We start from the raw sequence: 21,099 nt of genomic DNA on the forward strand, positions 1-21,099 counted from the left end.
CCCGGTCATGACCCAGAAGACGCTGCTCAACGATACCCACCGCGCCCTTGGCGCCAAGATGGTCGATTTCGGGGGTTGGGACATGCCCATCCACTACGGCTCGCAGCTGGACGAGCACCACCTGGTGCGTCGTGAGTCGGGCGTGTTCGACGTCAGCCACATGACCGTGGTCGACCTGCGCGGCGACCAGGTCAAGCCGTTCCTGCGCCGCCTGCTGGCCAACTCGGTCGACAAGCTCAAGGCCACCGGCAAGGCGTTGTACTCGTGCATGCTGAATCCGCAGGGCGGCGTCATCGACGACCTGATCGTCTATTACCTGGGCGAGGACTTCTTCCGCATGGTGGTCAATGCCTCCACCCGCGAGAAGGATCTGGCGTGGCTGCGCGAGCAGGCTGCGCCGTTCAACGTCTCGGTCGAACAGCGTCCGGACCTGGCGATCCTCGCCGTGCAGGGTCCGCAGGCGCGCGACATCGTCATCGGCCTGGCCCGCGAAGCCGACCGTGAGTCGCTGGGCAAGCTCGGCCGCTTCGCCGCGCTGCAGGTGCAGTCAGACGACGGCGTTGAACTGTTCGTCGCCCGCACCGGCTACACCGGCGAAGACGGTTTCGAGATCCTGCTGCCGCAGGATGCCGTGGTCGCGTTCTGGAACCGCCTGCTTGCTGCCGGCGTGAAGCCGGCCGGTCTCGGCGCGCGCGATACCCTGCGCCTGGAAGCCGGCATGAATCTGTACGGCCAGGACATGGACGAAGCGATCAGCCCCTACGAAGCGGCGCTGGCCTGGACGGTGTCGCTGGACGAAGGCCGTGACTTCATCGGCCGCGACGTGCTGGAGGCGCAGAAGGCCGCCGGCAACGCACGTCAGATGATCGGCCTGGTGATGGATGAGAAGGGCGTGCTGCGCCATGGGCAGGCGGTCACCACCGCCGGCGGCCAGGGCGAGATCCTGTCCGGCACTTTCTCGCCGACCCTGGCCAAGGGCATCGCATTCGCGCGCGTGCCGGCCGGTGAACTCGGCCAGGTCACCGTCGACATCCGCGGCCGTCAGGTGCCGGTGCGGGTGGTCAAGTTCCCGTTCGTGCGCGAAGGCCAGGCCCAGCCCGGCGTGCTCACCGACGCGTGATCCAAACGTGCCGGTCGTCACTGCCAGCAGTGGCGGCCGGTTGGTTACACTAGCCCCGTTTTTTCCACCCCCTGCATATCTCTGGAGCAGTCCCATGAGCGAGATCCCCGGCGACCTCAAGTTCCTCAAATCCCATGAGTGGGCCCGTGTCGAAGGCAATGGCCGCGTGACCGTCGGTATTTCCGACCACGCCCAGGGCCTGCTGGGTGACCTGGTCTACGTCGAGCTGCCGGAAGTCGGCGCGACCGCCAAGGCCAACGAGCAGATCGCGGTCGTCGAGTCGGTGAAGGCCGCCTCCGACGTCTACAGCCCGATCAGCGGCACCATCGTCGAGGTCAACTCGGCACTGGCCGACAAGCCGGAAACCATCAACGAAGACGCCTACGGCGATGGCTGGATGTTCGTCGTCGAAGTGTCCAACAGCGACGAGCTCAACGAGCTGCTGGACCCGGACGCGTACGCCGAAGGCCTGGAAGACGAAGAGCACTGAGTCGTCGTTTCCCCGGTACGAAAACGGCCACCCTCGGGTGGCCGTTTTCGTTTTGGAGGAGGCTTCGAACTTATGCCGGCCGGTTCGCTGCATGCCATCGCCATGGCATCAGTCGGTGTTGAGCGCGGGCAAAAGGCGTGCGCAGTTTTGCGCAAATCCGCGTTTCCACCCCCGCGGCGGCGCGCCCGGATGTGAAAAGTTTTTGGCCTTGTTGCAGGTCCGTTGTGCTGGCGTTGGCACGTGCGTTGCCATGCATGGCCGCGTCGCCGCGTGGCGTTCCGCTTCAGACCCCTACATGACGCAGAGTGCTTATTTCAAGTGTTTTTTCTTCGCTGTTCGTGCGCAGTTGATGGCAGCGACGATGCGCGATGCAGTGTTTGCCGTCGCTCGCGGAGGAACATCGGCAGGCGCGGGAAGGGCTTCCGGGACGCGGCGGATGTGAAAATTTTTCGCGGGGGTTGTTGACAGTAAAAAAAACCGTGATTAGGTTTCGCCTCAGCAGACCTTGCCTGCCAAACCGAGTGCGCAGAATCAATCGTCCGATGCGAAGCAGCCCCTCGAAGACCACCGCGATCCTGACGACGGTGGAGATGGCCCCGCTGCCCCTCGAGAAATGCAAGGCGACCCCTGTTCCGATGCCTGCTCCGCCGATCGTGGCGGGCATCACCGCATCCGTAACGGCGCGCCTGACGCGCCGGCGGTCCCCGCACGCAGCATGGGCGGGTTTGATCCACCTGGGCGTTTCAACTCCCTATCACTGACGAGGAGCCATCACCATGGCAACCAAGAAAGCTGCGAAGAAAAAGCCCGCCGCCAAGAAAGCGGTGAAGAAAGTCGCCAAGAAGGCCGCTGCCAAGAAGGCAGTGAAGAAGGTCGCGAAGAAGGCGACCGCCAAGAAGGCAGTGAAGAAGGCTGCCAAGAAGGTCGCCAAGAAGGCCACGGCGAAGAAGACAGTGAAGAAGGCGGCCAAGAAGGTAGCCAAGAAGTCCGCTGCCAAGAAGGCCGTCAAGAAGACCGCGAAGAAGGCCGTCAAGAAGGTAGCCAAGAAGACTGCCAAGAAAGCCGCCAAGAAGACCACTGCCCGCAAGCCGGCCAAGAAGGTCGCCAAAAAGGCAGTGAAGAAGGCGACAAAGAAGACCGCCAAGAAGGCAGTGAAGAAGACTGCGAAGAAGGCGACCAAGAAGGCTGCCCCGAAGAAGGCTGCCAAGAAGGTTGCCAAGCGCAAGCCGGCCGCCCGCAAGAAGAAGGCCGCTCCGGTGGCCCTTCCGGCAACTCCGGCACCGCTGATCTAAGTACTTCCCGATAGCCGTACCCTGAGACCCCTTCCCCGACTGCCCAGCGGGGAGGGGGTTTTTTTATGGGCTGCCTGCGCCTGGCCAGCTGCGTTCACCCGCTGCGTCGCAGGGAAACCGTTCGACCAGGAAATCCACGAAGCTGCGCAGCCGGGTCGAGTGATAGCGGTCGTGCGCATGGACCACGTGCATGGGCCGACCGTGCCGGCCATGTTCCGGCAGCAACGGGACCAGCCCACCTGCATCGATGTCTGCTGCCAGCAGCAGGCTCGACTGCAGGATGATGCCCTGGCCCTGCAGCGCGGCCTGGCGCAACGCTTCGCCGTTGTTGATCTGCAACCGTCCCGGAGGCGGCGCTGGCAATGCCACTTCGTTGCCCAGCCAGTGCGACAGCGCAGCCGGGTCCAGCGACAGGCATTGATGCTGTCGCAGTGCCTGCACGCTGTGCGGCGTGCCATGCCGTGCGAGATAGGCCGGTGACGCACACAGGGTCAGCCGATAGGGGCTGAGCGGGCGCGCCACCAGATGCGTGGTGTCAGCCAGCGTGCCGATGCGGATGGCGGCCTCGAATCCCTCATCGGCCAGTTCGACCACGCGATCGGTCAGGACCAGTTCGACACTGACCTCGGGGTAGCGGTCCATGTAGGTCGACAGTGCCGGCACCAGCGCATGCGTGCCGAAGATCACCGGTGCACTGATCCGCAGCGTGCCCGCCGGTGCCAGATGGTGATGCTGGGCCTGCGCATCGGTTTCCTCCACCAGGCGCAGGATCTCCTTGCAGCGGCCGTAGTAGGCCTCACCGAAAGCGGTCATGTGCTGCCGACGGGTCGTGCGGCTCAACAGCTGCATGCCCAGCCGTTCTTCCAGGGCGCGCAGGTGCTTGCCGGCCATCGTCGCGGAGATGTCCAGTACCGAAGCAGCGGCACTCAGGCTGCCTTTTTCCACGGCCAGCACATAGACCTGCATGCTCTCCAACAGGTTCATCTGACACCCCGGGTTCTGAATGTTGAAACCTGGCCGGAGTTTATCAATCGAGGGTATTCAAAGAGCATGACCACACGGCCAGAGGGGCCGGCAGAACCTGGCAGGGCAACACATGAAACTGGATCTTGAAGGACGTACCGCGCTGGTCACCGGCGCAGGCAGCGGCATCGGCGCAGGTGTTGCGCAGGTACTGTCAACGCTGGGTGTGCGTGTGGCGATCACCGCGCGGCGGCAGGCGCCGCTGCAATCGGTGGCAGCCGCGATCGAGGCGGCAGGTGGGCCGCCACCGATCATGCTGTTGGGCGATCTGACCGACGCCAACGATGTGCAGCGCATCGCCAACGCCTCGCTGCAGGCGCTGCAGCGCGTGGACATCCTGGTCAACGCCGCCGGTGGCGCACGGTTGGCCGGGGTGGCCGCAGCAGACGAGGTGTGGGACGAGGCGATGGCACTGAACTTCTCGGCGGCACGACGGCTGACGCAGGCGTTGCTGCCGTCGATGCGGGCCAATGGCTGGGGGCGTGTGATCAACCTCAGCGGGTCGATGGAGCCGCGTGCGGTGAATGCCGCGAGCCCGGCAAAGGCGGCGCTGCATCTGTGGAGCAAGGGGTTGTCCTGCGACGTGGCGGGTGAGGGCATCACCGTCAATTCGATCGCGCCGGGGCGGATCAACAGCGCGCAGATCCTGGACCGGCTGCACCCCACCGAAGAGAGCCGGCGTGAGTTCATCGCCCGCAACATCCCGATGGGGCGTTTCGGCGAACCAGAGGAGGTCGCGCACCTGGTTGCGTTCCTGGCGTCGCCGTTGGCGGGGTACATCACCGGGGCGGTGATTCCGGTGGATGGCGGAATGCACTACTTCGCCCACTAGCCTCCTGCACGATCGGTCAGGGCGTGGCGCCACGTGGAGGACGCGCAAGCACATACGAAAAGGGCGACCCGAGGGCCGCCCTTCTTCAACGTCGAGCTCGCCAGCTCAGCGCGGCGAGGCCACCGCGCGGTTGCCCGAGGCACCCTTGCCCTTGCGCTTGTCCTGCTGTGCGGGGGCGGCGCCCTCGGCCATCAGGTTGTCGCTGCCGAAGTCGGTGTCCACGTCCAGCCAACGCTGCGACGGCAGGCCGAGGGCTGCGTCGAGCACGGTCGGCAGCAGGCCGCTGGGCAGGCCGCTTTCACCGTTCCACATGATGGCGATGCCGAGGTCGCGCTCGGGCACCAGTGCAACCAGGCCGCGGTAGCCCTGCACCGCGCCGGCATGGAACACGACATCGTGACCGGCGTAGTCGAAGGTGCGCCAGCCCAGCGCGTAGCCGGCCGAATGCAGGCGTTCGCGGCGCCAGCCCGAACGCATCTCGCCCGGTGTGTTGATTAGGCTGGAGTGCAGCGTGGCCAGCAGTGGCGCCGGCAGCACGTCCGGGCGGTGGCCGGTATGGGCCAGCAACCACTGCGCCATGTCACTGGCGCTGGCGTTGACGCCGGCAGCAGGGGCGACGCGGTAATAGGTCGGCTTCGGCGTCAGCGAGACCCAGCCGTTGCGGCTGCGCACGTGCGGGCGCGCCCAGCGCGAGCTGGCCTGGATGCCGGCCAGGCCGAGGCTGGCATCGTTCATGCCCAGCGGCTTGAAGATGCGGCGTTCGACCGACTGCTCGTAGAAGCTGCCGGAGGCGGCATACACGACGTCGCCGATCAGGCTGAAGGCCACGTTCTGGTAGGCGTAGCAGTCGCCCGGCAGGCACTTCAGGCTGGTGTTGGCCAGCTTCTGGGTCAGCGCGTAGTACTCGGCATTGCCTTCGATGTCGCGGTCATAGGCGTTGTACGGCAGGCCGACGCGGTGGCTGAGTACATCGGCCACGGTCAGGCGGTCGGTGGCCTCCGGCGAGTTCAGGCGGAAGCCCGGCACGTAGTCGGTGACCTTGCTGTCCCAGCGCAGGGTGCCATCGTTGACCAGCAGGCCGGCCATGGTGCCGGCGAAGGCCTTGGAGAGCGACGCCAGGCGGAACACGGTGTGGGCATCGACCGGCAACGGGTTGTTGACGTCGGTGACACCGTAGCCGCGCGCGCTGAGCACGCGGCCGCCCTGCACGATGGCCACTGCCATGCCCGGCACGCGCTCGCCATAGGTGAGCTGCTGCGCCATCGATTCGATGTTGGCGACGTTGAAACCAGCAGCGGGCAACTGCACCTGCGGCACCAGCCCGGTACGGTAGGCCGCAGGCTGGGTGTGGGCGACGGCGCCACCGGCAGCGGTTTCGATGTTGGTCGGCATCGGCGGCAACGCCGGCGGGGTCTGCGCGGTGGTGGACAAGGCAAGGGGCATCAACATGCCCAGCAAACCGGTGGCCGCCGAACGGATCGGACGACGCAGGCTGTTCTTTTTCATCGGTTGGAACCCGTGCGCGACTGCTGGGGATGATTCTAGCGCCGCTTTTCGCCTGTGCACAAACAAAGCGAAGATGAATGCGCATCTCGTTGAAAAAGTTGGATTTTTGACGCCAGAAAAGCGTGTATCACAAGGTGTCCGCCGGGCCGGTCCGTGACACTGCGTTGCAGCCATCGGCGCCGCCTGCGCTGGCGATGTTGCAGTGCATTGGATAACGTACGCGCTTCACTGCCCCCGGAGCCTGCCATGCCGCTGTCCAACCGCCGTTTGCGGGCGAGGGGAGCCGCGTGAGCGCGGCGCGTGAAAGCGGGGCACTGAAGGGCCTGCTGGCCGCGCTGGGCGAGTCGCCGGCACTGTGGTGGTCCTTCCTGTACTTCTTCTGCCTGCTCAGCGGCTACTACGTGCTGCGGCCGGTACGCGAGGCGATGGCCGCTTCGGCCGACCTGGAGACGGTGTTCCCGGCGGCGTTGATCGCCTGGTTCGCCAGCCATGGCATCGCCCTGAAGGACTTCGTCCTGCAGTTCCTGTTCTCCTGCGTGTTCGTGATCATGCTGGTGCTGCAGCCGGTCTATGGCTGGCTGGTCAGCCGCTTCCCACGGCGGGTGTTCCTGCCGGCGGTGTACGGATTCTTCATTGCCACCCTGCTGGGCTTCTACGCACTGTTCGACAGCGGCGTCCCCGGGCGCGGCATGGCGTTCTTCTTCTGGATCACCGTGTTCAACCTGTTTGCGGTCGCGGTGTTCTGGAGCTTCATGGCCGATGTGTTCTCCAACGCGCAGGCGCGGGCCTGGTACGGCTACATCGGTGCGGCCGGCACCGTTGGCGCCTTCCTCGGCCCGATCATCACCAGTGCGCTGGTGCAGCGGGTGGGCATTGCCAACCTGATGCTGGTTTCGGCCGGCTTCCTGGCGGTGTGCCTGTTGTGCATCTGGCGCCTGCGCCACTGGGCGGTACTGCGCGAGCGTGAGCAGCAGCTGGTGTCGGGCGAGCAGCCGATGGGCGGCAGCGTGCTTGATGGCCTGAAGCTGATCGTGCGCGAGCCCCTGCTGCGCTGGCTGGCGATCATGGTGGTGTTCGGCGTGGGTGTCGGCACGTTGCTGTACAACCAGCAGGCCAGCATCGTGCGTGCCTCGTTCACCGATGCAGGCGCTGCCACCGCCTTCTTCTCGCGCATCGACCTGGCGGTGAACGCGCTGGCATTGTTGATGCAGCTCGGGCTGACCCGCTGGCTGCTGTCGCGCCACGGGATCGCCCCGGCGTTGCTGATTCCCGGTTTCGCGATCCTGATCGGCTTCTCGGTGCTGGCCGCATCGCCGATGCCGCTGATGGTGGCGGTGGTGCAGGTGATGACCCGCGCCAGCGAGTTCGCCCTGGCCAAACCGGCCCGTGAAACCATCTACACCCGCGTGGACCGGCAGTGGCGCTACAAGGCCGGCGCGGCGATCGACACGGTGGTGTACCGCGGCGCCGACCTGAGCTTCGCCTGGTTGCACAAGGGGCTGTCGCTGTTCGGTTCGCACGTGGTGTTCGTCGGTGGCGTGGTCGTCGCCGGCTTGATGACCCTGGCGGCGTTCGGTGTGCTGCGCGAAGAAAAGAAGCTGCCGCGCGACCGTTGATTTCCCGGGGTCAGATCCCTGTCTCGCAGTGGAAGGGATCTGACCCCATTCTCCATCCCTGTCCAAGGAACCGCCCATGTACTGGATCGCGCTCGCCCTGCCTCTGCTGGTCGCCCTGCTGCACGTTTATTTCCTGGTGCTGGAGATGTTCCTGTGGACCCGGCCGCTGGGCCTGAAGACGTTCCGCAATTCACCGGAGAAGGCGGAGACCACGCGTGTGCTGGCGGCCAACCAGGGCCTGTACAACGGCTTCCTGGCGGCGGGCATCGTGGTGGGGATGGTGCTGGCGCAGCCGGTGCTGGTGACGTTCTCGCTGGTGTGCGTGGTGGTGGCGGGGTGCTATGGCGCCTACAGCGTGAGCCGGCGCATCTTCATGATCCAGGCGGTGCCGGCGATCCTGGCGTTGGTGTTTCGCGCACTGGCGTGATTTCCGGCCAACGGCGCAGCCCCTCGTGGGGTGGTCGCGTAGAGCTTGTCATGGGGTTGGCCGGGCGGGTTGGGTTCGCGGGGGACGCCGCAAGTACGTCCCTGTAGGCTTGGCCGCGGCATCCATGCCGCGGACACCCCCGCGAACCCAACCCGCCCGGCCTCAGACAGGTTCCGTGCGCGGCCAGCCCACGGAGAAGAAAAAAGAAGATCAAGAGCAACAGCGGGTCGCTGCGCTCGTGGGTTCTGCGTGCATGAAAAAAAGCGGCCGATGGGTCGCTTTTGCTTTTGCTCTTCTTTTTCTCTTCCGTGGGGGAAGCCGCAGAGATCCGTCCGAGGCCGGAGGGGTGGGGCCGGGCGGGGTATCCGCGCCATGGATAGCGCGGCTAAGCCTACAGGGACGTACTTGCGGCGTCCCCGCATGGACCCACCCCTCCGGCCCAACCGATAAACCGCTTTCGCCGTCCACCCACGAGGGGCTGCGCCGTTCGCGGCAACATCACTTCGCCGGCGACACCCACATGTCGATGACCGCGCTGAACACCTCCGTCCCCGCGCGGTCGCGGACACTCACCGTCACCGGCAACGCATAGCCTTCGGTCGCCACCACGATCGGCTGCGCCGGCAATGCCGTCGCCTGCAGCGTGCCGCGCGCCTTGGCCAGGTACTGCACCTGCATGCCCTTCGGAATCCAGCGCATGCCCTTGGGCAGCGATGCATCGACCATCAGCCCGGCGGTCAGTTCGGCCAGGTTGCACATCGCGATCGCGTGCACCGTGCCGATGTGGTTGCGCACCTTGCGACGGTCGGCCAGCGTGCCCTCGCAGCGGCCGTTCTCCAGGCGCGTGATGCGCGGGGCGATGCTGGCGAAATAGGGTGCCTTGAAGCACACCGCGCGCGAGAACAGCCAAGTGCCGGCAGGCCAGCGCTGCAGGCGGTGATAGAGCGAAAGCAGGGGCGTGGACATGGCGGTTTCCGGTCGGCGGACAAAGCGACGGCGGGCCAGGCCCGCCGTCGAGGCAACGCGTGTCGCGGGCGATCAGGCCGCCTGCGAGTGCGGGTCCTTGTTCTGGCGGTCGTAGTAGCTGGCCGCGCGCAGTTCGTGGGTGTCGAAATCGTCCACGGTGATGGTGTCCAGGGTCAGCGTACGCAGCTCTTCCAGCAGGCTGCGCTCGTCCTGGGTGATCACGCCTTCGGCGACGGCTTCGTCCAGCTGCGCCTTGAAATCCAGCGCCTCGATGCCCTTGCTCTTCAGCGCCTTCAGGAACTTGCGCTCCACCGGCTCGGCCATGATCGCCTTGCTCAGGTAGCTGTTGATGCGGCCACCGGGGTTGTTCTCGCACGGGGTCAGGAACACGCCGCTGGCGAGGCGGTCGCGGGCTTCGTTCGGGGCCATCAGCAGCGCAGCCACGCGACGGCTCAGGCGATCACCCGGGGCCTCGGCACGACGGCCCAGCGGGAAGATCAGTGCCCACATCAACCAGCCGATCGGACGGATCGGGAAGTTGCGCAGGGCGGCCGACAGCGATTCCTCGATCTTGTGCACGCTGTCATGGAAGGCCCAGGCCAGCAGCGGCTGGTCGGCCTGCGGGGCGCCTTCGTCGTGGTAGCGCTTGAGCATGGCGCTGGTCATGTAGACATGGCTCAGCACGTCGCCCAGGCGGCCAGACAGCGATTCCTTGAACTTCAGCTTGCCGCCGAGCGTCATCATCGAGATGTCGGCCATCAGCGCCAGGTTGGCCGAGTAACGGTCCAGCTTGCGGAAGTAGCGGCGGGTGTAGGCATCGCCCGGGGCAGCGCCGAAGCGTGCGCCGGTCAGGCCGAACCAGAACGAGCGAACGGCATTGGAGATGCCGTAGCGGATGTGGCCGAACAGGCTGCGGTCGAAGTCCTGCAGGCCGGCACGGGTGTCGGGGTCCTGCGCGGCCTTCATTTCCTTCAGCACCCACGGGTGGCAGAGGATCGCGCCCTGGCCGAAGATCAGCAGGCTGCGGGTCATGATGTTGGCGCCTTCCACCGTGATGGCGATCGGCGCGGCCTGCCAGCTGCGACCGGCGAAGTTGCGCGGCCCCAGGATGATGCCCTTGCCGCCGATCACGTCCATCACGTCCGAGATCACTTCGCGGCTCATGTTGGTGCAGTGGTACTTGGCGATCGCCGACGGCACCGACGGCACGTCACCGCGGTCCACAGCAGCGGCGGTGGCCTGCGACAGCGCGCTGATCTTGTACGCCTTGCCACCGATGCGGGCCAGCGCTTCTTCCACACCTTCGAAGCGGCCGACCGACAGGCCGAACTGCTTGCGGATGCGCGCATAGGCGCCGGTGACTGCGGCACCGGCCTTGGCACCGCCGCTGGCGGTGGACGGCAGGGTGATCGAACGACCCACGGCCAGGCACTCGTTGAGCATGTTCCAGCCCTTGCCGGCCATCGCAGCGCCACCGATCAGCTGGGTCAGCGGAATGAACACGTCCTTGCCGCGGATCGGGCCGTTCTGGAACGTCGAGTTGAGCGGGAAGTGGCGACGGCCGATCTCGACGCCGGCGGTCTCGCGCGGCAGCAGGCCCAGGGTGATGCCGATGTCGCGGGTCTGGCCGATCAGGCCATCCGGATCGTACATGCGGAAGGCCAGGCCGATCAGCGAGGCGACCGGCGCCAGGGTGATGTAGCGCTTGTCGAAGGTCAGCTTGACGCCGAGCACCTGCTCGCCGTTCCACTCGCCCTTGCAGACGATGCCGTAGTCGGGAATGGAGGTCGCATCGGAGCCGGCGAACGGACCGGTCAGGCCGAAGCAGGGCACTTCGCGGCCATCGGCCAGACGCGGCAGATACTGGTCCTTCTGTTCCTGGGTGCCGTAATGCACCAGCAGTTCACCCGGGCCCAGCGAGTTGGGCACGCCGACGGTGGAACTGACCACCGAAGACACCGAGGCCAGCTTCTGGATCACCTTGTGGTGGGCCAGCGCGGAGAAGCCCAGGCCGCCGTATTCCTTCGGAATGATCATGCCGAAGAACTTGTTCTTCTTGATGAAGGCCCACAGTTCCGGCGGCAGGTCGGCATGGACGTGGGTGATCTCCCAGTCGTTGACCATCGTGCACAGCTGTTCGACCGGGCCATCGAGGAAGGCCTGTTCCTCAGCGGTCAGCTGCGGCTTGGGGTAGTTCAGCAGGATGTTCCAGTCAGGATCACCGGTGAACAGTTCGCCTTCGAAGCCGACCGAGCCGGTTTCCAGGGCGATGCGCTCGGTCTGCGACAGCGGCGGCAGCACCTTGCGGAACACCTTCATCATCGGGCCGGTCAGCAGCGGCTTGCGGATGAACGGCAGCAACAGCGGCACGACGATCACGGCCAGTATCGCGGCAGCGACGATCGTGGCGGTCTGGTTGACGTAGGGGATGAACCAGCAGGCCACCAGCAGGGCCACGCTGATCAGCGTCCAGGTCAGCAGGCGCATGCGGTGGTAGGCGACGAACGCGCCTGCCAGCAGCAGGGCGAGGAAGGGAATGACGAGGCTCATGAGCGTGCTCCGGTGACGTGCTCGTTTATGGCGGACGAAGCTGCAGCATCCGCTGCGGGCAACACGTCCAGATAGTCCAACACAGTAGCGGTAAAGGCGTCGTTGTCATCACCGGCGACCATGTGCGTGGCCTGCGGCAACTGTACGTGGCGCGCGTGTGGCGCCAATGCCAGGAATTCGGCCACCGTCTGCGGGGTGACCAGATCGCTGCGGCCACCGCTGACCAGCAGCAGCGGGCACTTCACCTGGCGCGCCGCTTCGGCCAGTGCATCCTGGTGCTGCTCGCTGTCACGGGCCAGTTCGGCCACCAGGCGCGGGTCCCAATGCCAGCGCCAGCGGCCGTGGCCGTCATCGCGCAGCAGGGCGCGCAGTGAATCTTCGGACTTGCGCGGGCGATGCGGCACATAGGCCGAGATCACATCAGCCGCCTGCGACAGTGAGGTGAATCCTTCCGGATGCGCGGTCATGAAGGCGAGGATGCGTTCGACGCCAGCGGTATCCCAGCGCGGGGTGATATCCACCAGCACCATGGCCGAGAACAGGCCGGGCCAGCGCGATTCGGCCAACAGGCCGAACAGGCCGCCCATGGAGGCGGCCACCAGCACCGGCGGGCGCGGCTGTTCGCCGGCCAGCACGATCAGGTCATCGGCGAACTGCTCGCCGTGATAAGCCAGGTCGGGCGCATTCCAGTCGGAATCGCCGTGACCGCGGGCATCGTAGGCCAGAGTCTGCAGGCCTGCGGCCGATAGTGCTCTGGCCGCGGTCGTCCAGGCATGGCGGGTCTGGCCAAATCCATGCGCGAACAGGACGCGCCCGCGACGGCCGGAGGTGCTGGCGGTTGCCGCCAGCGAGGCGCCGTGGGCGGCGTCCAGGCGCAGGTCATGGAATGCAGCGGGAGTAGGGGACATAACCATACTCGCTAGTATGGATTGGTTCGGCGGGAAGTCAATACTGCAGGGTATGGTTTGCTGCGAAAATGCCTCCCGGCCCGGCTGCCGACGGTTTCGGCCGCAACCGCGTACTGCAACGAACCCCGGCGTATGGTTAAATCAGCACATGAATCAACCTGACGCTTCCGCCGGCGAACCGCGTGCCGGCCGCAACAGCCGCCTGAGTGCCGAAGACTGGGCCCAGGCGGCCCTCGATCTGATTGCCGAGCAAGGTGTGAGCGCCGTCGCGGTGGAGCCGCTGGCGCGCCGCCTTGGCGTGACCAAGGGCAGCTTCTACTGGCACTTCCCCTCGCGTGATGCGCTGCTGCAGGCCGCACTGGAACGCTGGGAACTGTTCGAGCAGGAACAGGTGTTCGGCAGCCTGGAAGACGTGCCGGATCCGCGCGTGCGCCTGCGCCAGCTTTTCCAGATGGTGGCGCACGAAGTGCAGCCGCACATCATCTACAGCGAGTTGCTGAAGGCACTGGACCATCCGATGGTGCGGCCGGTGATCGACCGCGTGTCGCAGCGTCGCCTTGACTATCTGATCGCCTCGTTCCGCCAGGCCGGGCTCAGCTCGACCGATGCGCGCCATCGTGCGCGCTTGGCCTACGCAGCGTATGTGGGCTTCCTGCAGTTGTCGTTGCAGCTGCAGCAGCCCAAGCAGGCGCGCGAGGATTTCGAAGCGTATGTCGAGCATCTGATCGATACGTTGATTCCGAACGGCTGAGGCGTTCTTCATCGCTGGATGCTGAAAGGCCGCGGCAGTGCCGCGGCCTTTTTTCGTTGGTGTTGACGCCAGCAGCGAACGTACAAAAAACAACGGCCCCTTTCGGGGCCGTTGCTGCATCAGCTGATCAGTGGAGCGATCAGAACTTCTGCTTGTACTGCATGTACATGTAGCGGCCCGGCAGGTCGTACTGCGGGTCGAACATGTTGTACGAGGTGGAGTACGAGACCGGCGGATCCTTGTCCCACACGTTGTTCAGGCCGACCATGATGGTGCCCTTCCAAGGAGTGTTGTAGCGGAACTGGATGTCATGGTAGGTGGTGGCACCCATGTGGTTCTTGCCGTTCTGGCCATCGGAGCAGTAGCCCACCAGGTCAGAGTCGCGCACCGGATCGAACGGGCAGTCTTCGGTCATGCCGGACTTGTAGCGCAGACCGTAGTTCACGCCGAAATCGCCGTAGGTCCAATCAACGTACAGGTTGGAACGGACACGCCAGTACGGATCCTGGTCGAGGTAACGGCCGGCGCGGCCATCCAGCGGTGCATCCTCGGTCGACTTCGTATCCCACTTGGACAGGTAGGTACCGTCCAGGCTGATGGTGAACTGACCGAACGAGGTTTCCGGCAGCTTGTACAGGATGCCCAGATCCCAGCCTTCCACCTTGTAGGACGACAGGTTCTGCAGCGGCATGTCGACGTTGGTGATGGTGTAGCGCTGGGTGGCAGTGCCGTAGTTCGGATCACGGGTGATCAGACCACAGTAGGCTGCCTGTTCCTGCGGGGAGCCACCGTAGCAGCGATCCATGATGTCCTGGATCGCCGGACGGGTGATCGCGTCTTCGATCTTGATCTGCCACCAGTCCAAGGTCACGTTCAGGCCCTGCACGAAGCTCGGGCTCCACACCAGGCCCAGCGTCTTGCTGGTAGAGGTTTCCGGCTTCAGATCCGGATTCGACTTCCAGGTGAACGCTTCCGGCGTCTGCTTGTTGGCACCGCTGCCGGCGCCCGGCTGCTGGAAGTTGGCCGGCACGCCTTCAGCGGCGCACTGTGCAGCAACCGCACCGGTGCGACGACCGCTGGAGGCCGAGCACGGATCAGCATAGGTTTCGAACGAATCAGCGTCGCCGCGATACAGGTTGTTGATGCTCGGCGCGCGGAAGCCTTCCGAATAGTTGCCACGGACCATCAGGTCGTCGATCGGCTTCCAGCGGAAACCGAACTTGTTGTTGGTGGTGTTGCCGAAGTTGCTGTACTTCGAGTAGCGCGAAGCCACGCTCAAGTCGAGCAGCTTGGCGCCCGGCAGGTCAGCCAGAACCGGAATCGACAGTTCCAGGAAGAACTCGTCCAGATCGTAGGAACCCTTGGTCGGTGCAGCACCGTTGCCGGTGCTCAGGCCAGCGGCAATGAATGCGTCCGGATCGAACTGGCCACTTTCCTTGCGGCCTTCATAACCTGCTGCAAAACCCAGCGCACCCGCCGGCAACTGCACGATTTCACCGGAGATGTTGGCGTAGTAGCTCTTGGAGACCAGACTGGCCGAGTCATGCGCGGTGAAGGAGGCATAGTCCAGTGCTTCCTGCGAGATCGAGCCCAGCCCGCCCAGCGGATTCATCGGCACACAGCCCGGAATGACAGCGCCGCCCGCGGTCAGACAGACGGCCTGGCCACCCTGAATGGCCGACGGGCCATAGGCTTCGTTCAAGCGCTGGACGTTGAACAGGCCATACGTCAGATCATTCTGGTCGGTCTTGTCGTAACGGTAGCCAACGTCCCAGTCGAAGTTGCGGTCGGCGAATTCGAAGAAACCCTCGAAACCACCGTAGAAGTGCCAGTTCTTGACGTTCTGGTTGAACGAACGGCCGCCGGTTTCATTGAAGCGGCGATTCACGCCGGTCAGGTCCTCGCCGTACGGGTTGTAGATGCTGCTGGCGCTCAGGCGACGGCTGGTCACCGGCATCGCCGCGAGCAGCTGCTCGGACTTGCGCTCGTTGTACATCGCCTCGGTACGGAAGGTGATGTTGTCGGTGACGTTGTAGGAACCGGTGGCGAACAGCGAGGTACGCTCGTTCGGGGTCAGCAGGTAGTTGTCCGGAGAAGTGTTGTAGCCGTGGACATTGGGGTCGAACAGAGTTTCAACGCCATTGATGATGACGTAGCGCTCGTCATTGCGGATGTAGGAGCCCGGGATGCCGGTGCTGCTCTGACCGCCAAAGAAGGGCGGGCCGCCGGCGGAGATCTTGCGATCACCTGCCATGACTTCCTTTTCGTTCACATACGACACGCCCAGCACCAGCGATGCGCGATCGGTGGTGGTGCCGATGGTGAAGTCGGCGGCTTCACGCTCACCGTCACCGGCGCTGTACTGGCCCTTGTAGAAGTTCGCTTCGGCGCCGTCGAAGTTCTGCTTGGTGATGATGTTCACCACGCCGGCGATGGCGTCCGAACCGTAGATGGTCGAAGCACCGTCCTTCAGGACGTCGATGCGCTCGATCATCGCGGTCGGGATGGTGTTGAGGTCGACACTGCCGTCCAGACCGGTGGTCCAGCGACGACCGTTGACCAGCACCAGGGTGCGCTCGGCACCGAGGTTGCGCAGGCTGACGCCGGCCGAACCGTCACCGCCATTGTTGAAGGTGCGGTTCAAGGCGGCACCGTTGGCGGCAACGCGCTGCAGGATGTCGGCGACCGAGGTCACGCCCTGCTTTTCGATGTCGGCGCGGGTCAGGCTCAGGACCGGCTGCGAGGTTTCGATGTCGGTGCTCTTGATGCGCGAACCGGTCACCGAGATGCGATCCAGGTTGGTCGCTTCCTGCGCCTGGGCCGTTACGGACGTCGCCGCACCGGCGATCAGCGCGACGACGACAGCGTCACGCAGCTTGTTGGACTGGAAATTCATTGGCTCTCTCTCTCCAAGAAATCTTGGCTGGGGTAGTGCCTGCGCGGGGGGGCCAAAAATAAGGCTCCAAAATCGCGAGGCTGAATCGATAGTAACGGCCCTCAACCAAAAATTAAAGCTGTGTTAATTCACACTATGATTACAGATGAATGCGCTTGGAGCTGTTTGATTTCAATGAGTTACTCGGCCGTGCGTGGCATCGCTGCACCTTCCGGGGGCCTCTGCAGCAGAAAAAAGTTTCAGTTGATGCATGTCGTGATGTATCCGTTTGTAACGGATGAGGGCTTCTCGCACTTGACAGATGCGTCCAGAAACAATTCGGGCGCCCCAGGGCGCCCGATGTTGAACACAACTTGGCGGCACCAACGATCGACTACAGATCCTGCTCGTAGCGCACGTACGGCACGGTGCCGTCATCGTTGCTTTCGTTGCGCGGGGAGAACGGGTTCTTGCCGCGGCTGATCACGTTTTCCGCGCCGACGGTGAGCTGGCCCGACCACGGGGTGCGCCAGGTCAGGCCGATGCCCAGGCCTTCCCACTTGCCGGGCTTGCCGGGAACGTCCACCACGCGGCCGATGATGCTGCCGCTGAAATTGCCGTAGCCGGCGCCCAGGCTCAGGCTCTTGCTGTCCCATCGGTCAACGATGGCCGGCGAGGCGTCGGCCAGGGGTACCAGGCGTGCCTTGGCATACGTGCCGGCGATGGAGACAAAGCCTTCGCGACCGATGTTCTTCTGCGCGAACACGGTCAGGTCATTCTGTTCGGCGCGCAGCGACGGGGTCTTGTTGGGCGTGGCCAGCCAGGCGGGCAGGGTCTCCCGGCCGGTGCCGGCAGTGATTCCCAGGCGGCCGGTGCCCCGGTTGAGCGCGGCGGTACCGGTCAGGCGCCGGTTGGAACCGATGGCATCGTCGTCGTCACCCAGGCTGGCCAGCATGCAATGGCTGGCCAGTCCGCTGATGCTGGAGCCGCTGCTGCTGTTGCACAGCAGGCCAAGCGAATCGCCCGAGGACAGGCCGAAGGCGGCATCGAGCGAATTGCGGCCGAAATGCCAGCGTGCGCCCACGGCCTGTTCACCGGTCGGTTCCAGGTACAGCAGGGCCTCGACCTTGCCACTGCCCTTGTTCCAGACCGGAATGACGGTGCGGGTGTCCTTGCTCTGCGCATGCACGCCCGTGATCGCGCCAAGGGCGATCAGCAGGGCCAGCGGTAGACGCAGGAAGGTACGCATCGGACCAGTTCAGACAGGGACGGGCAGTGAAAGTTCCCGCTGGGGCGGGAACTCGATCCTAGGGTGTTTATGAATTCTTAACAAGCCTTGTTCCTCCCCAGACACAAGACTCATCGGGTACTACTGAAGTCGTTCAGGTGCCGGCACAGCCCCCTGGGCACCGTGGAACAGTATGCCGAACTCCGTCAACGGAAAGTGATACTCCTGTCCGCAGAATTCGCAACGCACGTCCACCGCGCCGGTGTCTTCGGCAGCCGCACGGGCCTCTTCCTCGCCCAGCGAGACCAGCATCGAGGCGACCCGTTCACGCGAGCAGGAGCAGGCGAAGGACAGGGCCTTGTCACCCACCAGCTCCGCCTTTTCCTCGTGGAACAAGCGGTGCAGCAGTTCCTCGGCCGGGGTAGCCAGCAGCTCCGCCTTGCCCAGGGTGTCGAACAGTGCGCTGGCGCGGGACCAGCCATCGTCGTCGCCTTCATCGCCCGGCAGCTTCTGCAGCAGCAGGCCGGCGGCGCCGTCACGGCCGGCAGCCAGCAACAGCCGCGTCGGCAACTGCTCGGACTGGCGGAAGTAGTCCTCGAATGCTTCATCCAGTTCCGGCGCGGTCAATGCCACCAGGCTCTGGTAGCGCTGCGGTTCGCGCGGGTCCAGGCCCGGATTCTCGATGGTGATGGCCAGCAGGGCTTCCCGACCCAGGTCGGTCAGGTCACGGGGCGCGTCACCACCTTCGGCCAGCTGGACAATGCCGCGCAGGGTGCCGGCGGCGGTGCATTCGGCAAACAGGGTGCGCAGCGCGGTAGTACTGCGCAGCTGGATCGACAGGCGGCCGTCGACCTTGGTGTGGCCGGTGAACAGGGCCGACGCCACGCAGGCTTCGCCGAGCAGTTCGGTGGCGCTGTCCGGATACTCGCCGTGGGACTGGATGTCCTGCCAGGTGGCCTGCAGGCGCACGTGGACGCCACGGACACCGGCGTCGGGGAGCAGGAAACGGATAAGGGAATCGGATTGGGCGGTCATCGGCTCACATCGCGCGGAAACGGGGATGGTTGCCGGATAATGCGCCGACAACCAGGCATAAGAAGGATGCACCAGTAATGGGGGCAGGGGGAGAGCAGGACAAGGTAGTGGCCGCCGCCGACGCGGCACCGCGCAGGCGCTGGCGCTGGAAGCGGCTGCTGTGGCTGCCGGTGCTGTTTGTGGCCTTCAGCTGCCTGCAGGTGCTGGTGCTGCGTTTCATCGATCCGCCGCTGTCCACGGTGATGGTCTGGCGTTTCGGCGAGGCACTGGGTGAAGGCGACTGGTCCTACCGGCTGCACTACCAGTGGCGGGACCTTGACCAGATGGCGCCGAGCCTGCCGATTTCGCTGGTGGCCGCAGAAGACCAGCGCTTCCCCGACCACAGCGGGTTCGACCTGCAGGCCATTGAAAAGGCGCGCGACCACAACGCGCGGGGCGGGCGCCTGCGCGGGGCCAGTACGATCAGCCAGCAGGTGGCCAAGAACCTGTTCCTGTGGCAGGGCCGCAGCTGGATCCGCAAGGGCCTGGAGGTCTGGTACACGGTGCTGATCGAAGCCTTCTGGCCGAAGCAGCGGATCCTGGAGATGTACGCCAACATCGCCGAGTTCGGCGACGGTGTGTATGGCGCCCAGGCAGCGGCGCAGACATTCTGGGGCAAGGACGCTGCGCGGCTGAGCCCTGCCGAGAGCGCACGTCTGGCGGCAGTGCTGCCGGCGCCGCGTCGCTACAACGCGGCAAAGCCAGGCCCCTACGTGCAGCGTCGTGCAGCGTGGATCCAGCGGCAGGCACGGCAGCTGGGTGGAGCGGGGTATCTGGCGGAGGACTGAGAGACACGGGCCGTAGTGGAAGTACCGCTGGGATTGATGTGGCAGGCGGGCGCCTGGAGCCCCGGGCGGACGGGCTGCACGCCCCCCAACCACGTACAATCGCGCGATGACTCGCGAACGTCTTACTTTCGTCATCGCCGCGCACAACGAGGAATTGGCGCTGCCCCAGCTGCATCCGCGGCTGTGCGCGGTACTCGATGGCCTGGCTGGAATCGATGGGCGCATCCTGTACGTGGATGATGGCAGCAGTGACAGGACGTGGTCGTTGATCACATCGCTGGCCCAGGCCGACCCGAGGGTGTCGGCGCTGAAGCTGTCGCGCAACTTCGGCAAGGAGGCTGCGCTGACCGCCGGCCTGGACCAGGTGCGCGAAGGCGCGGCGATGATCCTCGATGCCGATGGCCAGGATCCGCCGGAACTGGTGCCGCACTTTGTGCAGCGCTGGCGCGAAGGCTACGACAACATCTACGGCACCCGCCTGGTGCGTGACGGTGAGAGCTGGAGCAAGCGTGCGACCGCATCGATGTTCTACCGGGTGATCGGACGCCTCTCGCGGACGCCCATTCCGGCCGATACCGGCGATTTCCGCTTGTTGTCCCCGCGCGCGCTGAGCGCCCTGCGCGAGATGCGCGAACGGCACCGGTTCATGAAGGGGCTCTTCAGCTGGGTTGGTTTCCGCCGCGTGGCGGTGCCCTATCACCGGCATGCCCGTTTGGCCGGCACCAGCAAATTCAGCCTGTGGCGGCTGTGGAACTTCGCGCTGGAAGGCATCACCGGCTTTTCGACGGTGCCGCTGCGGGCGGCCACCTACATGGGGCTGGCGACCGCAGGCGTGGCCTTCGTGTTTGCCATCTGGGTGATCGCCAAGGCAGCCATTTACGGCGACCGTGTGGCCGGGTGGCCGACCATGATGGCGGTGATCCTGTTCCTGGGCGGCGTGCAGCTGATCGCGCTGGGGCTTATCGGCGAGTACCTGGGGCGCCTGTACGAGGAGTCCAAGCAACGACCGTTGTACCTGGTTGACGCATGGTTGGCCCCTTCCGTGGCAGACTCGGAGCCGCAACCCACCCTGGGAGGGCAGGCAGATGACGTCGGTACGGCAACTGTTGGACGGCAAGTCCCCTGAAGTGCATGCGGTCGCGCCCGGCGCGGCGGTGATCGATGCGATCCGGTTGATGGCGCAGAAGGGCATCGGCGCGGTGCTGGTGATGGATGGCCCGCGACTGGTCGGGATCCTCTCCGAACGTGATTACGCACGCAAGATCGTGCTCCACGATCGTTCATCGCGTGACACCGCAGTGTCCGAAATCATGACCCCGGACGTAGTGACAGTGAGTCCCGGTGAGCAGGTGGAACATTGCCTGCAGCTGGTCACCGATTACCGCATCCGCCATCTGCCGGTGGTCGAGGGCGGGCAGGTACTGGGGGTGATTTCCATCGGTGACCTGGTGAAGTCGGTGATCGATGCGCAGCGGCGCGAGCTGGATCAGCTGCAGCAGTACATCGTGGCGGGGTGAGTTCTGTCGCTGGCGGGCCTGCGGCCCGCCGGCCCGCTTTCCGAAGCCTAAAGCCAAAGCAGCGCCTTCCTGATACGAGGGGGGAGGCTGAGGGCATGGTCGTGCAGGACACGCCGCAAGTACCTCCCTGTAGGCT

At 65.1% G+C, this 21,099-nt stretch carries 19 protein-coding genes; 10 read left to right on the forward strand and 9 right to left on the reverse strand.

The genetic code is table 11. The features are described from left to right. The first annotated feature begins 7 nt into the window (after positions 1–7). Both gcvT and gcvH read left to right on the forward strand, forming a co-directional pair. On the forward strand, positions 8–1,120 hold the full coding sequence (gcvT, locus tag K5K93_RS17425) for a glycine cleavage system aminomethyltransferase GcvT (RefSeq protein ID WP_093818685.1): 1,113 nt from the start codon (positions 8–10) through the stop codon (positions 1,118–1,120). A gap of 94 nt (positions 1,121–1,214) precedes the next feature. Continuing rightward, the gene (gene gcvH, locus K5K93_RS17430; RefSeq protein ID WP_025877788.1) at positions 1,215–1,610 is read left to right on the forward strand and encodes a glycine cleavage system protein GcvH; all 396 of its coding nucleotides are present in this window, start codon (positions 1,215–1,217) and stop codon (positions 1,608–1,610) included. A 283-nt stretch (positions 1,611–1,893) separates the two neighbouring features. Here gcvH and K5K93_RS17435 read toward each other — a convergent pair whose 3' ends face one another. After that, positions 1,894–2,274, reverse strand: a complete 381-nt coding sequence (locus K5K93_RS17435; protein ID WP_222388535.1) for a hypothetical protein — start codon at positions 2,272–2,274, stop codon at positions 1,894–1,896. A 112-nt stretch (positions 2,275–2,386) separates the two neighbouring features. On the opposite strand from K5K93_RS17435, the gene K5K93_RS17440 reads away from it, so the two are divergent. Continuing rightward, a complete protein-coding gene (locus K5K93_RS17440; protein ID WP_222388536.1) occupies positions 2,387–2,902 on the forward strand; it encodes a hypothetical protein in 516 nt (171 codons plus the stop codon). A gap of 63 nt (positions 2,903–2,965) precedes the next feature. On the opposite strand, the gene K5K93_RS17445 is transcribed toward K5K93_RS17440, so the two are convergent. Beyond that, positions 2,966–3,886: a LysR family transcriptional regulator gene (locus K5K93_RS17445; protein WP_093818683.1), complete on the reverse strand. Its 921-nt coding sequence runs from the start codon at positions 3,884–3,886 to the stop codon at positions 2,966–2,968. A 112-nt stretch (positions 3,887–3,998) separates the two neighbouring features. Between K5K93_RS17445 and K5K93_RS17450 the strand changes: the two genes are divergently transcribed. Then, positions 3,999–4,757, forward strand: a complete 759-nt coding sequence (locus tag K5K93_RS17450; RefSeq protein ID WP_222388537.1) for an SDR family oxidoreductase — start codon at positions 3,999–4,001, stop codon at positions 4,755–4,757. Positions 4,758–4,862: 105 nt separating this feature from the next. Here K5K93_RS17450 and K5K93_RS17455 read toward each other — a convergent pair whose 3' ends face one another. Continuing rightward, entirely contained in the window at positions 4,863–6,263 is a 1,401-nt protein-coding gene (locus K5K93_RS17455; RefSeq protein ID WP_093818681.1) for a serine hydrolase domain-containing protein, read from the reverse strand. A 287-nt stretch (positions 6,264–6,550) separates the two neighbouring features. On the opposite strand from K5K93_RS17455, the gene K5K93_RS17460 reads away from it, so the two are divergent. Both K5K93_RS17460 and K5K93_RS17465 read left to right on the forward strand, forming a co-directional pair. Next, the gene (locus K5K93_RS17460) at positions 6,551–7,879 is read left to right on the forward strand and encodes an MFS transporter (RefSeq protein ID WP_222388538.1); all 1,329 of its coding nucleotides are present in this window, start codon (positions 6,551–6,553) and stop codon (positions 7,877–7,879) included. A gap of 76 nt (positions 7,880–7,955) precedes the next feature. Next, positions 7,956–8,306 carry a DUF1304 domain-containing protein gene (locus K5K93_RS17465; RefSeq protein ID WP_222388539.1) on the forward strand — a complete coding sequence of 117 codons (351 nt, stop codon included), beginning with the start codon at positions 7,956–7,958 and terminating at the stop codon, positions 8,304–8,306. Positions 8,307–8,804: 498 nt separating this feature from the next. Here the strand turns inward: K5K93_RS17465 and K5K93_RS17470 are convergent, their stop codons facing one another. The 3 genes from K5K93_RS17470 to K5K93_RS17480 form a co-directional block, all read right to left on the reverse strand. After that, positions 8,805–9,272 carry a hotdog fold domain-containing protein gene (locus K5K93_RS17470; RefSeq protein WP_025877801.1) on the reverse strand — a complete coding sequence of 156 codons (468 nt, stop codon included), beginning with the start codon at positions 9,270–9,272 and terminating at the stop codon, positions 8,805–8,807. Between the two features lie 72 nt (positions 9,273–9,344). Beyond that, on the reverse strand, positions 9,345–11,822 hold the full coding sequence (locus K5K93_RS17475; protein ID WP_222388540.1) for an acyl-CoA dehydrogenase: 2,478 nt from the start codon (positions 11,820–11,822) through the stop codon (positions 9,345–9,347). Then, on the reverse strand, positions 11,819–12,736 hold the full coding sequence (locus K5K93_RS17480) for an alpha/beta hydrolase (RefSeq protein WP_222388541.1): 918 nt from the start codon (positions 12,734–12,736) through the stop codon (positions 11,819–11,821). The genes K5K93_RS17475 and K5K93_RS17480 overlap by 4 nt, the downstream gene beginning before the upstream one ends. A gap of 142 nt (positions 12,737–12,878) precedes the next feature. Between K5K93_RS17480 and K5K93_RS17485 the strand changes: the two genes are divergently transcribed. Beyond that, a complete protein-coding gene (locus K5K93_RS17485) occupies positions 12,879–13,481 on the forward strand; it encodes a TetR/AcrR family transcriptional regulator (protein WP_025877807.1) in 603 nt (200 codons plus the stop codon). A gap of 139 nt (positions 13,482–13,620) precedes the next feature. On the opposite strand, the gene K5K93_RS17490 is transcribed toward K5K93_RS17485, so the two are convergent. The 3 genes from K5K93_RS17490 to K5K93_RS17500 form a co-directional block, all read right to left on the reverse strand. Then, entirely contained in the window at positions 13,621–16,377 is a 2,757-nt protein-coding gene (locus tag K5K93_RS17490) for a TonB-dependent receptor (protein ID WP_222388542.1), read from the reverse strand. Between the two features lie 373 nt (positions 16,378–16,750). Beyond that, a complete protein-coding gene (locus K5K93_RS17495) occupies positions 16,751–17,605 on the reverse strand; it encodes a hypothetical protein (RefSeq protein ID WP_093818675.1) in 855 nt (284 codons plus the stop codon). A 120-nt stretch (positions 17,606–17,725) separates the two neighbouring features. Continuing rightward, a complete protein-coding gene (locus tag K5K93_RS17500; protein ID WP_093818674.1) occupies positions 17,726–18,619 on the reverse strand; it encodes an Hsp33 family molecular chaperone HslO in 894 nt (297 codons plus the stop codon). A 77-nt stretch (positions 18,620–18,696) separates the two neighbouring features. Here K5K93_RS17500 and mtgA point away from each other — a divergent pair, with 77 nt between their 5' ends. From mtgA to K5K93_RS17515, 3 genes are all read left to right on the forward strand, one after another. Then, complete coding sequence (gene mtgA, locus K5K93_RS17505; protein ID WP_025877813.1) at positions 18,697–19,446, forward strand: monofunctional biosynthetic peptidoglycan transglycosylase; 750 nt, start codon at positions 18,697–18,699, stop codon at positions 19,444–19,446. 106 nt (positions 19,447–19,552) lie between these two features. Further along, a complete protein-coding gene (locus tag K5K93_RS17510; RefSeq protein WP_093818673.1) occupies positions 19,553–20,572 on the forward strand; it encodes a glycosyltransferase family 2 protein in 1,020 nt (339 codons plus the stop codon). Next, positions 20,532–20,963: a CBS domain-containing protein gene (locus tag K5K93_RS17515; RefSeq protein WP_093818672.1), complete on the forward strand. Its 432-nt coding sequence runs from the start codon at positions 20,532–20,534 to the stop codon at positions 20,961–20,963. Before K5K93_RS17510 ends, K5K93_RS17515 begins: the two co-directional genes overlap by 41 nt. The last annotated feature ends 136 nt before the right edge of the window (positions 20,964–21,099 follow it).

This window comes from Stenotrophomonas sp. DR822 (assembly GCF_019793815.1).
In the GTDB taxonomy this organism is placed as follows: domain Bacteria; phylum Pseudomonadota; class Gammaproteobacteria; order Xanthomonadales; family Xanthomonadaceae; genus Stenotrophomonas; species Stenotrophomonas indicatrix.

Excerpts from the sequence above, each read along its gene's own strand:
- gcvT (WP_093818685.1), top strand. The coding sequence starts at position 8 with ATGACCCAGAAGACGCTGCTCAACGATACCCACCGCGCCCTTGGCGCC.
- gcvH (WP_025877788.1), top strand. The coding sequence starts at position 1,215 with ATGAGCGAGATCCCCGGCGACCTCAAGTTCCTCAAATCCCATGAGTGG.
- K5K93_RS17435 (WP_222388535.1), bottom strand. The coding sequence starts at position 2,274 with ATGCCCGCCACGATCGGCGGAGCAGGCATCGGAACAGGGGTCGCCTTG.
- K5K93_RS17440 (WP_222388536.1), top strand. The coding sequence starts at position 2,387 with ATGGCAACCAAGAAAGCTGCGAAGAAAAAGCCCGCCGCCAAGAAAGCG.
- K5K93_RS17445 (WP_093818683.1), bottom strand. The coding sequence starts at position 3,886 with ATGAACCTGTTGGAGAGCATGCAGGTCTATGTGCTGGCCGTGGAAAAA.
- K5K93_RS17450 (WP_222388537.1), top strand. The coding sequence starts at position 3,999 with ATGAAACTGGATCTTGAAGGACGTACCGCGCTGGTCACCGGCGCAGGC.
- K5K93_RS17455 (WP_093818681.1), bottom strand. The coding sequence starts at position 6,263 with ATGAAAAAGAACAGCCTGCGTCGTCCGATCCGTTCGGCGGCCACCGGT.
- K5K93_RS17465 (WP_222388539.1), top strand. The coding sequence starts at position 7,956 with ATGTACTGGATCGCGCTCGCCCTGCCTCTGCTGGTCGCCCTGCTGCAC.
- K5K93_RS17470 (WP_025877801.1), bottom strand. The coding sequence starts at position 9,272 with ATGTCCACGCCCCTGCTTTCGCTCTATCACCGCCTGCAGCGCTGGCCT.
- K5K93_RS17475 (WP_222388540.1), bottom strand. The coding sequence starts at position 11,822 with ATGAGCCTCGTCATTCCCTTCCTCGCCCTGCTGCTGGCAGGCGCGTTC.
- K5K93_RS17480 (WP_222388541.1), bottom strand. The coding sequence starts at position 12,736 with ATGGTTATGTCCCCTACTCCCGCTGCATTCCATGACCTGCGCCTGGAC.
- K5K93_RS17485 (WP_025877807.1), top strand. The coding sequence starts at position 12,879 with ATGAATCAACCTGACGCTTCCGCCGGCGAACCGCGTGCCGGCCGCAAC.
- K5K93_RS17490 (WP_222388542.1), bottom strand. The coding sequence starts at position 16,377 with ATGAATTTCCAGTCCAACAAGCTGCGTGACGCTGTCGTCGTCGCGCTG.
- K5K93_RS17495 (WP_093818675.1), bottom strand. The coding sequence starts at position 17,605 with ATGCGTACCTTCCTGCGTCTACCGCTGGCCCTGCTGATCGCCCTTGGC.
- K5K93_RS17500 (WP_093818674.1), bottom strand. The coding sequence starts at position 18,619 with ATGACCGCCCAATCCGATTCCCTTATCCGTTTCCTGCTCCCCGACGCC.
- mtgA (WP_025877813.1), top strand. The coding sequence starts at position 18,697 with ATGGGGGCAGGGGGAGAGCAGGACAAGGTAGTGGCCGCCGCCGACGCG.
- K5K93_RS17510 (WP_093818673.1), top strand. The coding sequence starts at position 19,553 with ATGACTCGCGAACGTCTTACTTTCGTCATCGCCGCGCACAACGAGGAA.
- K5K93_RS17515 (WP_093818672.1), top strand. The coding sequence starts at position 20,532 with ATGACGTCGGTACGGCAACTGTTGGACGGCAAGTCCCCTGAAGTGCAT.